A 13,543-nucleotide genomic window follows, 5' to 3' on the forward strand; every position below is an offset into this window, starting at 1 on the left:
TGCGTTGACGAGGACGAGGGGGTGGCGGCGTGACGCCGCGAAGGAGGCGGAGCGCCGGCGGCCGCCGTGCCCAGCGCAACGAGGCGGCGCGGCTCCGGGCGACGAGTTCCCTCGCCCGGGGCCTTCCGCGTACCGCGCGTCTCAGGAACCGCTGGGCGCGCCTCCGTCGGTGGTCGTGCCGCCGGTGGTGTCGGCGCCACCGCTGGTGGTCCCGCCGCCCGCGCCGCCGCTCGTGGTGTCGGTGCCGCCGTCCGCCGTGCCCCCGGTCGTGGTGTCGCCCGTCGTCGAACCGCTCGTGCTGCTGCCGGCGTCGCCCGTCGTGGAACCGCTCGTGGTCGGCGCCGGCGAGGTGGTGCCGCCGGAGGTGCTCGGCGAGGGGTCGCCGCTGCTGCCGCCGGTGCTGGTCGGCGAGGAGCTGCCGCCGCCGGTGCTGGTGGGCGAGGAACTGCCGCCGGTGGACGTGGAGCTGCTGCCGCCGGACGTCGGCGAGGTGCCGCTCGTCGACGTCGAGCCGGTCGTCGCGGACGGCGTGCCGCCGCCCGGCGCGGTCGGGTTGCCCGCCGAGCCCGACTCGCCCGGCCGGGCGGAGGCGCCGGGGCCGCCGCTGCCGCCCGGACCGCCGGTTCCGCCGGAGCCTCCGGTGGAGCCGCCGCCGGGGTGGCGGGTGGAGTCCTGGCCGGGCTCCTCGGCGTCCGAGCCGCCGCCGCTGCCGTTGCCGTCGTCCACGGTGGCCGGCTGGTCGGACGTGACGCGGCCCGAGCCGCCCTCGTCCTCCTCGCCGCCCGAGGTGGCGCCGAGCGTGACGACCGTGCCGAGTACGGCGGCGAGGAGCGCGCCCGCGCTCGCCGCGACGAGGTTGCGCCGGGCGCCGGTGAGCAGGGTGCGCCGCGCCGATGCGCCGAGCCCGGAGAGACCGAGGCGCGAAGCACCGGGCCGCGTGAAACCGGGCCCTGAAGGACCGGGCCCCGAAGGACCCGCTCCCGGAGAACCGGACGCCGGGGAGTGGGGCGCGGACGCCCGGGGCCCGGAACCCAGGGGAGCCTGCCCCGGCCGCGCACCCGGCGCACCCGGCGCACCGGGCGTCGTGCCCGGCGCACCGGGGCCGTCCTTGCGCAGGCCGCCCGAGGGCGTCTCGTGCGACAGACCCGGCAGGTAGGGAAGGGCCGCGAGGCCGCCGGACGTCGCCGGTACGCCGCCGGCCGGGGTCGCCGGTCCCTCGCGCCGCGCACCGGGCAGCTCCTCGCCCGCCGCCGTACGCCCGCTGGGCAGCGCGCCGCGCTCGCGGTCGACGACCAGCGCCAGGGCCCGGCGGCCGGCGACCGTGCCGCGCTTGTCGGCGAGCGCGCCGCGCATGCCGATGGACGCCTCCAGCTCGGCGCGTGCCCGGTCGAGGTTGCCGGAGCAGAGCGCGAGGACCCCCAACTCGTGGTGGAAGTACGCCTCTTCGGCCACTTCGCCCGAAATGCGGGCGGCTTCCTGGCCGGTGCGCAGCGCCCGCTCCCAGGCGGCCCAGTGCAGCCCGGCGGCGAACGCGGGCGCCGCGCTGCGCGCCAGCAGCACGGCCGCGCTCGCGTGGCCGGCCTCTCCCCCGGGCACCAGCGCGGCCATCGCGGCGAGCACCGCGTCCGCCTCGGCGCACGCCCGCTCGGAGGTGACCGACGGGTGCGCGGCCCACCAGGCGTAGTGCTGGGCGGCGGTGTGGGCGCGGGCGACCGCGCCCTTGTCGTACCCGCTCCGGGTGAGCTGGGCGAGGACCCCGGAGGCGAGCCGGTGGCGTGAGCCGACCGGGGTGAGCAGCCCGCAGCCGAGCAGCTCGGCCAGGGCGGCGTCCGCGTGGGTGTCACCGACCAGCGCCGGCAGGTGCGCCTGGTGCGGCACCTCGCCGCCGAGCGCGACCGCGAAGCGCAGGGTCTCGCGCGCCGACTCGGAGAGCCGGGAGGCGAGCAGCGCGGCGGGGGCGGCGCCTTCGGCGAGCGTCGGCAGCGGTACGTCACGGGTGCCGGAGAAGACGTCGGCGTCGCCGGACGCGTCGTCCGCGAGCTCCGCGTCGCCGTCGTCGTCCGCGTCCGCGCTGCCGGCGCCGGAACCGGCGCACAGCTCGTCGCGCTGCCGCAGCAGGGCGCCGGCCTGGACGAAGCGCAGGGGCAGGCCCTCGGACTCGAACCAGAGGTCGCCCGCCCAGTTCGCCTCCTCGTCGGTGAGCGCCCGGTCGACGCCGCGCTCCAGCAGCTCGAGGACGGAGCCCCGGCCGAGCCCGCTCAGGAAGACCTCTTCGAGGTGGGCGTCGGGCGAAGGCGCGGCGACGTCGGGCGTGGTGGCGAGCAGGAAGGCGCACTCGGGGGCGGCGTCGAGCAGCTCGTCCAGCGCGGAGCCGCCGAAGTCGAGGTCGTCGACGACCACGACCGCGCCGATCTCCCGCACGCCGGCCAGCAGCCCCGCACGGTCCGGCCGCTGCCCGGGCGCGCGGTACACGGTGGCGAAGAGCTCGTGCAGCAGCTCGGTGGGCGTGCGGTGGTGGCCGCTGAGCCGTACGACACCGTCGGGGGCGAGGTCGGCGCAGTCGGCCGCGACGGCGTCGAGCAGCGCGGTGCGGCCGGAGCCGGAGGGCCCGGTCAGCCGGACGGAGCGGCCGCGCGCGAGGAGCCGTACCAGCCGTTCGCGCTCCTCCTGGCGCTCCAGCAGCGTCAGATGGCGGGCGGCGGGGCCCGGGGGCACGGGCGGGCCCGCCGCGCGGGCGCGTTCGGCGCGCTCTTCGGCGGTGCGGCGGCCCGGTGGTGCGGGCTGCCGTCCGGGCGGACAGGGCTCGATCTCGCTGCCGTCTATCGGGTTGACGGTGAGCAGGAGGTCGCCCGCGACGATCTGGGCGGTACGGGCGGGGCCGGCCGGCAGTCCCCGCTCGGCGCCGCGTTCGGCGCCGCTCGCACGCGGCGGCGCGTCGTCGCGGGACGCCGCGTGGGCGCGGTGGGAACCGTCGCCGCCGGTTTCGTTGTCATCGTTGTCGTGGCCGTACTCAGCCGGCCCTCGGTCCATCGGGTTCATGGTGTGTGCCCCCAAAAGCGGTGCGCGCCGAAGCCCCTCCCGGCCGATCCGCACGCCGCTGTCGCTTCTGGTCCGGTGCCCGCCGGTGGGTCCGTCGTTCGGCAGGCGACCGAACCCTAGACGTTCGCCCAGTATCGGGGAAGCGCGGGGTGCCGTGCTGCCCAAGACGTCACGGTCTTGTGAGGATTGTGCGCCTGTGGTGTACCGCCACGGCCTGCGACGGCCTGCCCGACGTGGGACGCGGTGCGGACCGCTTCAGACGCGGGGCAACGTTTCGGCGGCGATACCGCCCTCGATGGCGAGGATGCGGTGCAGCCGGGTGGCCACCAGCAGGCGCTGCATCTGGGGTGGGACGCCCCGCAGCACCAGCCGGCGGCCGCAGCGGCCCGCACGCCGGTGAGCGCCCATGATGACCCCGAGTCCGGTGGCGTCCCAGGAGTCGAGGCCGGTCAGGTCGAGCACCAGGTCGCCGGCGCCGTCGTCGACGGCCGAGTGCAGGACCGTACGGGCGTCCGCCGCGCTGCGGACGTCGAGGCGGCCCCCGACGACCAGCTCGGCGTGGTCGCCCCTGATATGCATATGCGCTCCCCGAGAGTGCGGTGATGGTGCTGTGGTCGTCAGGTCTTTCTATGCATCAACTGACTGCCGTACCGGTGGAGCAGTTGCGCCTTGTAAGCGAACCGATATCGAATTCACCCCTCGGGGTGATGGCGTCACCGCCGATACGGCTCAGTGCTTGTAGAAGCCCTGCCCGCTCTTGCGACCGATGTCACCGGCGTCCACCATCCGGCGCATCAGCTCCGGCGGCGCGAACTTCTCGTCCTGGGTCTCGGTGTAGATGTTGCCGGTGGCGTGCAGCAGGATGTCGACGCCCGTCAGGTCTGCGGTGGCGAGCGGCCCCATGGCGTGGCCGAAGCCGAGCTTGCACGCGATGTCGATGTCCTCGGCGGAGGCGACGCCCGACTCGTACAGCTTCGCCGCCTCGACGACCAGCGCGGAGATGAGACGGGTCGTCACGAAACCGGCGACGTCGCGGTTGACGACGATGCAGGTCTTGCCGACGGACTCGGCGAACTCGCGCGCGGTGGCGAGGGTTTCGTCGCTCGTCTTGTAGCCGCGCACCAGCTCGCACAGCTGCATCATCGGGACGGGCGAGAAGAAGTGCGTGCCGACGACGCGCTCCGGGCGCTCCGTCACGGCGGCGATCTTGGTGATCGGGATGGCGGAGGTGTTGGAGGCGAGGACGGCGTCGTCGCGTACGAGCTTGTCGAGCGTGCGGAAGATGTCGTGCTTCACCTCCAGCTTCTCGAAGACCGCCTCGACGACGATGTCGGCGTCGGCGACCGCGTCGAGGTCGGTGGTCGTGCTGATCCGGGCGAGCGCGGCCTCGGCGTCGGCGGCGTCCAGCTTGCCCTTGGAGACGAACTTGTCGTACGACGCCTTGATGCCGTCCGTACCGCGGGTCAGGGCCGCGTCGGTGACGTCCCGCAGCACGACCTCCCAGCCCGCCTGGGCCGAGACCTGCGCGATTCCGGATCCCATGAGTCCGGCCCCGATGACGGCGAGCTTCCTGGCCACGTTCTACCCCTTAACGCCTGTTTACTTTTCGGCCCTTCGGCGGGAGGTTAGCGCCCGGCGGCGCCGCTGTGGCGGCGAAGAGATGCGCGTCACGTCTCACATGACGGACATCACACTGATACGGCCCGCCGGGTGAGGCTCCGGGCGGGACACGCCTACCGCTTCACGGCGTAGGCGAGCACCTTCTCGCCCAGCAGCTCCTCCATCTCGTCGAGGAGGACGAGGGCTTCGCGCGACACCTCGACGGGGTCGCGGCGGCGCAGCATCTGGGCCGTGATCCAGCGCATGAGGGTGGAGTGCAGCCAGTTCAGCTGGCCGGCGACGAGTTGGGGCCGGGGGTCGGTGTCGTCGGCGCCCACCTCCTCCCGCACGGTGCGCTCCAAGTGCTCCAGGATCTGGCCCTGCATCTCCCACATGCGGGAGCGCAGGGTGTCCGCGTCCAGGATGACCTGCATGAAGTCGGCGTAGCCCGGGAAGAGCCCGACGGCGTGGGAGAGGCCCTCCACCGCCTCGCGCAGCTCGCGCAGGACGGCTTCGGCGGCCGACTCCCCCGTGCGCCGGCCCCTGACCCACCGGGAGATCCGGTCGACGAGGCCCTCCCTCCGGTCGAGGAAGAGATCCTCCTTGGTGGGGAAGTAGTTGTAGACCGTGTTGACGGAGACGTCGGCGGCCCGGGCGATCTCGGCGATCGTCACCGCGTCGAAGCCGCGCTCCAGGAACAGGCCCGTGGCCACATCGGAGATGTGCTGCCTGGCCTGCCGCTTCTTGCGCTCCCTCAGCCCCTCGCGCGGCCCAGTCGGCTCGGTCGGCTCGCTCGCCCCGCTCGGCTCCCCGGTCGTCGTCATGCCGTCATCCTAGCTTTCCTGGTCCCGGTGAAAACTTGGTGTCATTGCAATTTTTCAGTCGCTCTGTTTTTCTGGGGTCATGGCAATCATCAGCGCGGCCGGACTGGCCCACACCTTCCGCACCCGCCGCGGACCCGTCGAAGCCGTGCGCGGCGTCGACCTGACCGTGCGGCCCGGCGAGATCCTCGGCTTCCTCGGCCCCAACGGAGCCGGCAAGACCACCACCCTGCGGATGCTCACCACGCTGCTCCCGCCGACCGGCGGCGCCGCCACAGTCGCCGGCTGCGACCTGGCCGCCGACCCCGCCGGCGTACGGAGGAAGATCGGGTACGTCGCCCAGTCCGGCGGCGTCGACCCGCAGATCTCGGTACGCGAGGAGCTCGTCACCCAGGGCCGCCTCTACCGGCTGTCCAAGGCCGAAGCAGCGGTCCGTGCCGAGGAGCTCGCGCGCGACCTGGACCTGACCGAGCTGCTCGACCGGCCGTGCGCTGCCCTCTCCGGCGGCCAGCGGCGGCGGCTCGACATCGCGCTCGGGCTCGTCCACCGCCCCGAGGTGCTCTTCCTCGACGAGCCGACCACCGGCCTCGACCCCGGCAGCCGGGCGGACCTGTGGCGGCTGGTGCGGCGGCTGCGCGACGAGCACGGCACCACCGTCTTCCTCACCACCCACTACCTCGACGAGGCGGACGCGCTCTCCGACCGGCTCGTCGTCGTCGACAAGGGCGCCGTGGTCGCGGAGGGCACCCCGGCGGCCCTCAAGGAGCGGTACGCCGGCTCGGCGGACGCGTCCCTCCAGGACGCCTTCCTCGCCATCACCGGGCGCCGCCCCGCGCCCGCCGACCCCACGCCCCTCGCGGTCTAGGAGCCTGCCTTGTTGCTGCACGACACCGCGCTCGTCTTCGGGCGGTACGCCCGCGCGACGCTGCGCTCGAAGTTCCACATGCTCTTCGGCGTGCTGATGCCGCTGCTGTACCTGTTCTTCTTCGGGCCGCTGCTCACGGGGCTGCCGCTCGGGGCGGAGGGCGACTCGTGGCAGGTCCTCGTCCCCGGGCTGCTGCTCCAGCTTTCGCTCTTCGGGGCGTCGTTCGCCGGTTTCTCGATCATCGTGGAGAAGCAGACGGGGGTGGTGGAGCGGATGCGGGTCACACCGGCCGGCCGCCTCGCCCTGCTGCTCGGGCGCGTCCTGCGGGACGCGGCGCTCCTCGTCTTCCAGGCGGTGCTGCTGGTGCTGGCGGCGGTCGCGATGGGCCTGCGGGCGCCGCTCGGCGGGGTCCTCATCGGCTTCGGCTTCGTCGCCGTCCTGACGACGGCGCTGGCCTCGCTGTCGTACGCGCTGGCGATGAAGGTCTCGGCGCCGCACGAGTTCGGCCCGGTCGTCAACGCCGTGACCATGCCGTCGATGCTGCTGTCGGGCCTGATGCTGCCGATGGCGCTGGCACCGGCCTGGCTGGACGGGCTGTCGCACCTCATGCCGTTCCGCTACCTGGTGGACGCGGTGCGGGCGGCGTACGTCGGGGAGTACGCGTCCACGGCGATGCTGTACGGGGTGCTGGTCGCGGTCGCGTTCGCGGGACTGGCCGTGACGGTGGGCACACGTGTGTTCCGGAAGGCCGGTGCGTAACTAGGCTGGCCGTATGGTCAATCTGACGCGCATCTACACGCGCACCGGCGACAAGGGCACGACGGCGCTCGGCGACATGAGCCGGACCGCCAAGACCGATCTGCGCATCGCGGCGTACGCCGACGCCAACGAGGCCAACGCCGTCATCGGCACGGCGATCGCGCTGGGCAAGCTCGACCCGGACGTCGTCAAGGTCCTCGTCCGCGTCCAGAACGACCTGTTCGACGTGGGCGCGGACCTGGCGACCCCGGTCGTGCCGGACCCGGAGTACCCGCCGCTGCGCGTGGAGCAGTCGTACATCGACAAGCTGGAGGCGGACTGCGACCGCTTCCTGGAGGACCTGGAGAAGCTGCGCTCCTTCATCCTCCCGGGCGGCACGCCGGGCGCGGCGCTGCTGCACCAGGCGTGCACGGTGGTGCGGCGTGCCGAGCGCTCGACGTGGGCCGCGCTGGAGGTGCACGGCGAGACGATGAACGCCCTGACGGCGACGTACCTGAACCGGCTGTCCGACCTCCTGTTCATCCTCGCGAGGACCGCGAACAAGGAGGTCGGCGACGTGCTGTGGGTGCCGGGCGGGGAGCGCTAGCTACGGCTCACCCGGATCGGTTCGCGCTGCTTCTCCGGCTCCTCCGGGCCCTTCCTCGGCCAGACGAAGTACGACAGGGCGATCAGACCGTGGATCCCGGCGGCCCGCCACGCCGCGCCCATCCAGCCGCCCAGCGTGCCGGTGCGGCTCGGGTCGTCCACGTACAGGATCGCCAGCCACAGCAGCACCGTGGCGACCGCCGCCCCCACGAGGGTGCCGAGCCAGATGCGGCCTTCGTGGCGGGCGCGGGCCATGCCGTAGCGGGGCGGCGGGACCGGACGGGGGCCGCCCGCGAGGCGGTGGGCGGCGTGGCCGTCGAGCCACTTCACGGTGCGGTGGCCGTGGCCGACGGTGTAGCCGATGTAGAGCGCGGCGAGGCCGTGTTTCCAGCTGGGCTCGGCGCCGTTCTTGAGGTCGATCGCGGTGACGACCAGCAGCAGGACCTCCAGCAGCGGCTCGCACAGCAGCAGCGCTGCGCCCGTGCGGGGCATCTTCAGCAGGTAGCGGGTGGCGAGCCCGGCGGCCAGCAGCACCCAGAAGCCGACCTCGCAGACGACGATCAGCGCGACGATCACGACAGTTCTCCCTCCGGCCGGATTCCGGCACCCCTCCAGCCTTCCGGCCTCCGCGCGCCGTTTCGTCGTCACCGGTGACGAATCGGTACTGCATCCTTCGATGTAGTCGACGCTCCGCCCGTGCGTGGACGTCCCCGGGCGGGCCACCGTGTTGGATGGACCCGTGAGACGCCCCCGTACGCATCGCGACGACGTGCTGATCGCCGCGGCCGGGCTGGCCTGCGGCCTGGTGCTGTGGGCGTTCGGGCTGTACTCGCAGGGGCCGGGCTCCGGGCTGCCGACCGGCGCGGTGGTGCTGGTGCCGCTCCTCGCGATGACCTCGCTGGCGCTGGTGCGCCGGACCATGCCGCGTACGGCGCTGGTCGCCGGTACGGTCGCCGTCGTCGGGGACCAGTTCACGCGCGGCAACCTGATGACGATCGTGATGTTCGCCGACATCGTGTACGCGGCCGTCGTGTACGGCCCGCCCGCCTCCGCGCGCCGCATTCCGGTCACCACCGGTCTGATCACCATCGCGGTCACGCTCGGCTTCCTGGCCTGGTACCGGGAGCCGGTCGCGCTGCTGATCGGGGTGGTCACCGCCCTCGTCTCGTTCTTCCCGGCGATCACGGGCGCGGTCGTCCGCAACCACCGGCAGGCCGCCGATACCGCGCGGCTGCGGGCGGAGCAGACGGCGCTGCTGGCCGAGCGGGACCGGCGGGAGGCGGTGATCGCCGAGCGGGCCCGGATGGCGCGGGAGCTGCACGACCTGGTGGCGGGCCACCTGTCCGCGATCGCGATCCACTCCACCGCCGCGCTGTCGTTGGACGATCCGAGGACCTCGCGCGAGGCGCTCGGCGTCATCCGGGAGAACAGCGTCGAGGGCCTCGCCGAGATGCGCCGGCTCATCGGCCTGCTGCGTGACCGCGGCGATCACGACGAGCCCGCCCCCGCCCCGACCCTCGACGGGCTGGACGCCCTGGTGCGCCAGGCGCGGACGAACGGCGCCGGGAGCGGCCTGGTGTTCCGGCTGTCCGACGGCCGCGCGCCGGACACCGTGCTGCCGGCGCCGGTCGAGCTGGCGGCCTACCGCATCGTCCAGGAGTCGCTGACGAACGCGCTCAAGCACGCCGACCCCGGCGAGGTCCGCGTCGTCCTGCGGTCGGCCGACCACGCGTTGACGGTGGAGGTGACGAGCCCATACGGCATCCGGCCCGGTCCGCGGGTGCCGGGCTCGGGCGCCGGCCTGGTGGGGATGCGGGAGCGGATCGCGCTGGTGGGCGGGGAGTTCGAGGCGGGCCCGGTGGTGGAGCGGGGCGAGAAGATCTGGCGGGTACGGGCGGAGCTGCCCGTGACGAAGGACGACAAGGAGCCGGACGCATGACGGACAGCCCACGGGTGCGTGTGCTCGTCGCGGAGGACCAGAGCGCGGTACGGGCGGGGCTGGTGCTCATCCTGCGCAGCGCCCCGGACGTCGAGGTGGTCGGGGAGGCGCGGGACGGCGAGGAGGCGGTGCGGCTCGCGCGGGAGCTGCGGCCGGACCTGGTGCTGATGGACATTCAGATGCCCCGGCTCGACGGGGTGTCGGCGACCCGCCAGGTGGTGGCGGAGGGCCTCGCCGACGTCCTCGTCCTGACGACCTTCGACCTGGACGAATACGTCTTCGGGGCGCTGCGCGCCGGGGCGGCCGGGTTCCTGCTGAAGAACACGGAGGCGAAGGACCTGATCGAGGCGGTGCGGACGGTGGCACGCGGCGAGGGCCTGATCGCCCCGGCGGTGACGCGGCGCCTGATCGCCGAGTTCGCGGCCCCGTCGCGACCGGCGCCGCGCAACGGGAACGGGGAGGCCTCGGATCCGGCCGTGCTGGACGCGCTCACGCGGCGCGAGCGCGAGGTGCTGTCCTGCCTGGGCGAGGGGCTGTCGAACGCGGAGATCGCGGTGCGCCTGGACATGGCCGAGGCGACGGTGAAGACGCACGTCAGCCGCCTGCTGGGAAAGCTGGAGCTGCGCAGCCGGGTGCAAGCGGCGGTGCTCGCGCAGGAGTTGGGCGTCTGACGCGCGGGTCAACGACAGGGGAACTCTAATGGTCTGGACCTATTGACGATTGGTCCAGACCTTCCTACGCTCACGGCGCGCACCTTTCACGGACCTACCCAACCCCCACCATGTCCGTCCGCATCTTGAGGAGCACCGTTGAGCACTCAAGCACTCCCGCGCAGATCGAGGTTCCGGGCCAGAGCCACGGCCGGACTGACCGCCCTTCTGCTGCCGCTGGCCGCCATGGTCGGCCTCGCCTCCCCCGCCCAGGCCGCGGCCTCCGCCACCGCCTCGTACACCAAGGTCTCGGACTGGGGCTCCGGCTTCGAGGGCAAGTGGACGGTGAAGAACACCGGCACCACCACCCTCTCCTCCTGGACCGTCGAGTGGGACTTCCCCTCCGGCACGTCGGTCACCTCCGCCTGGGACGCCACCGTCACCAACAGCGGCACCCACTGGACCGCCAAGAACGTCGGCTGGAACGGCACCCTCGCCCCCGGCGCCTCCGTCTCCTTCGGGTTCAACGGCACCGGCACCGGCTCCCCGACCGGCTGCAAGCTGAACGGCGGCTCGTGCGACGGCGGCCCCAGCGTCCCCGGGGACACCCCGCCCTCCGCGCCCGGCACCCCCGCGGCCTCCGACATCAGCGACACCTCGGTGAAGCTCAGCTGGACCGCCGCCACCGACGACAAGGGCGTCAAGAACTACGACGTCCTGCGCGACGGCGCCAAGGTCGCCACCGTCACCGGCCTGACGTACACCGACACCGGCCTGACCGCCGGCACGGACTACTCGTACGCCGTCCAGGCCCGCGACACCGCCGGCCAGACCGGCCCGGCCAGCGGCTCCCGCGCCGTGCGCACCACCGGCGGCGGCACCGACCCCGGCCCGGGCCCCGGCCCCGGCCCCGGCTCCAAGGTCAACCTGGGCTACTTCACCAACTGGGGCGTCTACGGACGCAACTACCACGTCAAGAACCTGGTGACGTCCGGCTCCGCGCAGAAGATCACGCACATCAACTACGCCTTCGGCAACGTCCAGAACGGCAAGTGCACCATCGGTGACGCCTTCGCCGACTACGACAAGGCCTACACCGCCGACCAGTCCGTCGACGGCAAGGCCGACACCTGGGACCAGCCGCTGCGTGGCAACTTCAACCAGCTGCGCAAGCTCAAGGCCCAGTACCCGCACATCAAGGTGCTGTGGTCCTTCGGCGGCTGGACCTGGTCCGGCGGCTTCCCCGACGCCGTGAAGAACCCGACCGCCTTCGCCCAGTCCTGCTACGACCTGGTCGAGGACCCGCGCTGGGCCGACGTCTTCGACGGCATCGACCTGGACTGGGAGTACCCGAACGCCTGCGGTCTGTCCTGCGACACCACCAGCGGCCCGGCGGCCTTCAGCACCATGATGAAGGCCATGCGGGCGAAGTTCGGCCCGAACAACCTGGTCACCGCGGCCGTCACCGCCGACGCCTCCGCCGGCGGCAAGATCGACGCGGCCGACTACGGCGTCGCCGCCCAGTACGTCGACTGGTACAACGTGATGACGTACGACTTCTTCGGCGCCTGGGCGGCGAAGGGTCCGACGGCCCCGCACTCCCCGCTCACCTCGTACCCGGGCATCCCGCAGGCGGGCTACAACTCCGCCGAGGCGATCGCCAAGTTCAAGGCGAAGGGCGTGCCGTCCGCCAAGCTGCTCCTCGGCATCGGCTTCTACGGGCGCGGCTGGACCGGCGTGACCCAGAAGGAGCCGGGCGGCACGGCGACGGGCCCGGCGGCCGGCACGTACGAGCAGGGCATCGAGGACTACAAGGTCCTCAAGGCCTCCTGCCCGGCCAACGGCACCGTCGCGGGCACGGCGTACGCGCACTGCGGTACGAACTGGTGGAGCTACGACACCCCGGCGACCATCGCCGGGAAGATGACGTGGGCGAAGAACCAGGGCCTCGGTGGCGCCTTCTTCTGGGAGTTCAGCGGTGACACCGCCAACGGCGAGCTGGTCGGCGCGATCAGCAACGGGCTGAAGTAGACACCCGCGAAGCCCCCCACGAAAAGGAGGAGCCGCACCCCCCGGGGTGCGGCTCCTTTCACGTCTCACGTCTATGCGACATTGACCCTCCCCCAGGGCTCCGCCTGGGGGTGCCCCCATCCAGCGAGACGCCCTTTTTCAGGCCACATTGACTCGCTGGCCGGGCGGGGCCGCCTCCAGCCACGCCAGGAAGCCGGTCAGCGCGTCCTCGCTCATCGCCAGCTCCAGGCGCGTGCCGTGGTGCAGGCAGCCGAGGATCACCGAGTCCGACAGCAGCGCCAGCTCCTCCTCGCCCTCGGGCATCCGGCGCGCCAGCACCTCGATGCCGGAGCGCTCCAGGAGGCGGCGGGGGCGGGGGGCGTAGGAGAAGACGCGGAACCAGGCGATGCGGTCGCCGCTGTACCGGGCGACGCCGTAGACCCAGCCCTTGCCCGAGGGGTCGCCCTCCTCCGGGACGTTCCAGCGCAGGCTGCAGTCGAAGGTGCCGCCGGAGCGCTGGATCAGCCTCCGGCGCAGTCCGAACACGAAGAGCCCGATCACCACCAGGGCGACGACCACGGCGCTCACAAGCAGAGCGAGGAACATCTCCACCGACCTCCTCGCATCGTCCCGTACCGGCCGTACCGGAATCCGTATCGGATCACAATCTGCACCTGCACTGCACCTGTCTGCACTGCACCTGCATCGCCTCAGCCGCGGCCCGGTCTGGATGGTTCCAGCCGGGGCCGCGGCTGAGGGCACAACTGTTGGTGCGGCGCGTCAGCGTACCGCTGCCGTCACCGCACGCAGCCGGACGTCGGCGCGGCGCTCGGCCGCGGCGTCCGACTCCGCCTTCGCGCGCTCCAGCGCTCGCTCGGCGCGCTGGGGGTCGATCTCGTCCGCCAGCTCGGCGATCTCCGCGAGCAGCGACAGCTTGTTGTCCGCGAAGGTGATGAAACCGCCGTGCACGGCGGCGACGACGGTCGCGCCCTCACTCGTACGGATGGTCACCGGGCCCGACTCCAGCACACCGAGCAGCGGCTGGTGGCCGGGCATGACGCCGATGTCGCCGGACGTGGTGCGCGCGATGACCAGGGTGGCCTCGCCGGACCAGACACTCCGGTCCGCGGCGACCAGCTCGACGTGCAGCTCAGCAGCCAAGGGTGGCTCCTCGGGTCACCACCCGGCCGCTCGGCCGGGTGTTGGGTCAATTCTACGGGGCGTGGAGAAGGGGGCGGGACGGACCCGCCCCCTTCCATGAGTCAGCGGCGCTCGG

Annotated in this window: 13 protein-coding genes; 6 read left to right on the plus strand and 7 right to left on the minus strand. The window is 73.0% G+C overall.

Annotated features, from left to right (window positions below; all coding sequences use genetic code 11):
• Positions 1-141: 141 nt before the first annotated feature.
• The 4 genes from ABZX67_RS22410 to ABZX67_RS22425 form a co-directional block, all read right to left on the minus strand.
• Entirely contained in the window at positions 142-3,039 is a 2,898-nt protein-coding gene (locus tag ABZX67_RS22410; RefSeq protein WP_355362839.1) for an ATP-binding protein, read from the minus strand.
• 255 nt (positions 3,040-3,294) lie between these two features.
• Positions 3,295-3,618: an STAS domain-containing protein gene (locus ABZX67_RS22415; RefSeq protein ID WP_031073773.1), complete on the minus strand. Its 324-nt coding sequence runs from the start codon at positions 3,616-3,618 to the stop codon at positions 3,295-3,297.
• A 150-nt stretch (positions 3,619-3,768) separates the two neighbouring features.
• On the minus strand, positions 3,769-4,617 hold the full coding sequence (locus tag ABZX67_RS22420; protein WP_355362841.1) for a 3-hydroxyacyl-CoA dehydrogenase family protein: 849 nt from the start codon (positions 4,615-4,617) through the stop codon (positions 3,769-3,771).
• A gap of 155 nt (positions 4,618-4,772) precedes the next feature.
• Complete coding sequence (locus ABZX67_RS22425; protein ID WP_355362843.1) at positions 4,773-5,462, minus strand: TetR/AcrR family transcriptional regulator; 690 nt, start codon at positions 5,460-5,462, stop codon at positions 4,773-4,775.
• A gap of 79 nt (positions 5,463-5,541) precedes the next feature.
• Between ABZX67_RS22425 and ABZX67_RS22430 the strand changes: the two genes are divergently transcribed.
• The 3 genes from ABZX67_RS22430 to ABZX67_RS22440 are packed head-to-tail and all read left to right on the plus strand — an operon-like array spanning position 5,542 to position 7,669.
• On the plus strand, positions 5,542-6,324 hold the full coding sequence (locus ABZX67_RS22430) for an ATP-binding cassette domain-containing protein (RefSeq protein ID WP_355362845.1): 783 nt from the start codon (positions 5,542-5,544) through the stop codon (positions 6,322-6,324).
• A gap of 9 nt (positions 6,325-6,333) precedes the next feature.
• Entirely contained in the window at positions 6,334-7,083 is a 750-nt protein-coding gene (locus ABZX67_RS22435) for an ABC transporter permease (protein WP_355362847.1), read from the plus strand.
• Between the two features lie 13 nt (positions 7,084-7,096).
• Complete coding sequence (locus ABZX67_RS22440; RefSeq protein WP_355362849.1) at positions 7,097-7,669, plus strand: cob(I)yrinic acid a,c-diamide adenosyltransferase; 573 nt, start codon at positions 7,097-7,099, stop codon at positions 7,667-7,669.
• On the opposite strand, the gene ABZX67_RS22445 is transcribed toward ABZX67_RS22440, so the two are convergent.
• The gene (locus tag ABZX67_RS22445; protein WP_355362851.1) at positions 7,666-8,244 is read right to left on the minus strand and encodes a hypothetical protein; all 579 of its coding nucleotides are present in this window, start codon (positions 8,242-8,244) and stop codon (positions 7,666-7,668) included. The genes ABZX67_RS22440 and ABZX67_RS22445 overlap by 4 nt on opposite strands.
• Positions 8,245-8,407: 163 nt before the next feature.
• Here ABZX67_RS22445 and ABZX67_RS22450 point away from each other — a divergent pair, with 163 nt between their 5' ends.
• The 3 genes from ABZX67_RS22450 to ABZX67_RS22460 all read left to right on the plus strand — a co-directional run bounded on the left by ABZX67_RS22450 (position 8,408) and on the right by ABZX67_RS22460 (position 12,288).
• Positions 8,408-9,607: a histidine kinase gene (locus ABZX67_RS22450; protein WP_355362853.1), complete on the plus strand. Its 1,200-nt coding sequence runs from the start codon at positions 8,408-8,410 to the stop codon at positions 9,605-9,607.
• Positions 9,604-10,278 (plus strand): response regulator transcription factor, encoded by a 675-nt coding sequence (locus ABZX67_RS22455; protein WP_355362855.1) that lies wholly within the window; start codon positions 9,604-9,606, stop codon positions 10,276-10,278. The genes ABZX67_RS22450 and ABZX67_RS22455 overlap by 4 nt, the downstream gene beginning before the upstream one ends.
• A 225-nt stretch (positions 10,279-10,503) precedes the next feature.
• Positions 10,504-12,288, plus strand: coding sequence for a glycoside hydrolase family 18 chitinase (locus ABZX67_RS22460; protein ID WP_355362960.1), 1,785 nt, complete (start codon positions 10,504-10,506; stop codon positions 12,286-12,288).
• Positions 12,289-12,426: 138 nt separating this feature from the next.
• Here ABZX67_RS22460 and ABZX67_RS22465 read toward each other — a convergent pair whose 3' ends face one another.
• Both ABZX67_RS22465 and ABZX67_RS22470 read right to left on the minus strand, forming a co-directional pair.
• On the minus strand, positions 12,427-12,873 hold the full coding sequence (locus ABZX67_RS22465) for a DUF2550 domain-containing protein (protein ID WP_355362857.1): 447 nt from the start codon (positions 12,871-12,873) through the stop codon (positions 12,427-12,429).
• Between the two features lie 174 nt (positions 12,874-13,047).
• Positions 13,048-13,428: a F0F1 ATP synthase subunit epsilon gene (locus tag ABZX67_RS22470; protein WP_355362859.1), complete on the minus strand. Its 381-nt coding sequence runs from the start codon at positions 13,426-13,428 to the stop codon at positions 13,048-13,050.
• Positions 13,429-13,543: the final 115 nt, after the last annotated feature.

Origin of the sequence: Streptomyces sp. NPDC003036 (assembly GCF_040611175.1) — a bacterium.
Classification (GTDB): domain Bacteria; phylum Actinomycetota; class Actinomycetes; order Streptomycetales; family Streptomycetaceae; genus Streptomyces.

What these genes read in the sequence shown, in the direction of transcription:
- ABZX67_RS22410 (WP_355362839.1), bottom strand. Translation starts at nt 3,039, where the DNA reads ATGAACCCGATGGACCGAGGGCCGGCTGAGTACGGCCACGACAACGAT.
- ABZX67_RS22415 (WP_031073773.1), bottom strand. Translation starts at nt 3,618, where the DNA reads ATGCATATCAGGGGCGACCACGCCGAGCTGGTCGTCGGGGGCCGCCTC.
- ABZX67_RS22425 (WP_355362843.1), bottom strand. Translation starts at nt 5,462, where the DNA reads ATGACGACGACCGGGGAGCCGAGCGGGGCGAGCGAGCCGACCGAGCCG.
- ABZX67_RS22430 (WP_355362845.1), top strand. Translation starts at nt 5,542, where the DNA reads ATGGCAATCATCAGCGCGGCCGGACTGGCCCACACCTTCCGCACCCGC.
- ABZX67_RS22440 (WP_355362849.1), top strand. Translation starts at nt 7,097, where the DNA reads ATGGTCAATCTGACGCGCATCTACACGCGCACCGGCGACAAGGGCACG.
- ABZX67_RS22455 (WP_355362855.1), top strand. Translation starts at nt 9,604, where the DNA reads ATGACGGACAGCCCACGGGTGCGTGTGCTCGTCGCGGAGGACCAGAGC.
- ABZX67_RS22460 (WP_355362960.1), top strand. Translation starts at nt 10,504, where the DNA reads ATGGTCGGCCTCGCCTCCCCCGCCCAGGCCGCGGCCTCCGCCACCGCC.
- ABZX67_RS22465 (WP_355362857.1), bottom strand. Translation starts at nt 12,873, where the DNA reads ATGTTCCTCGCTCTGCTTGTGAGCGCCGTGGTCGTCGCCCTGGTGGTG.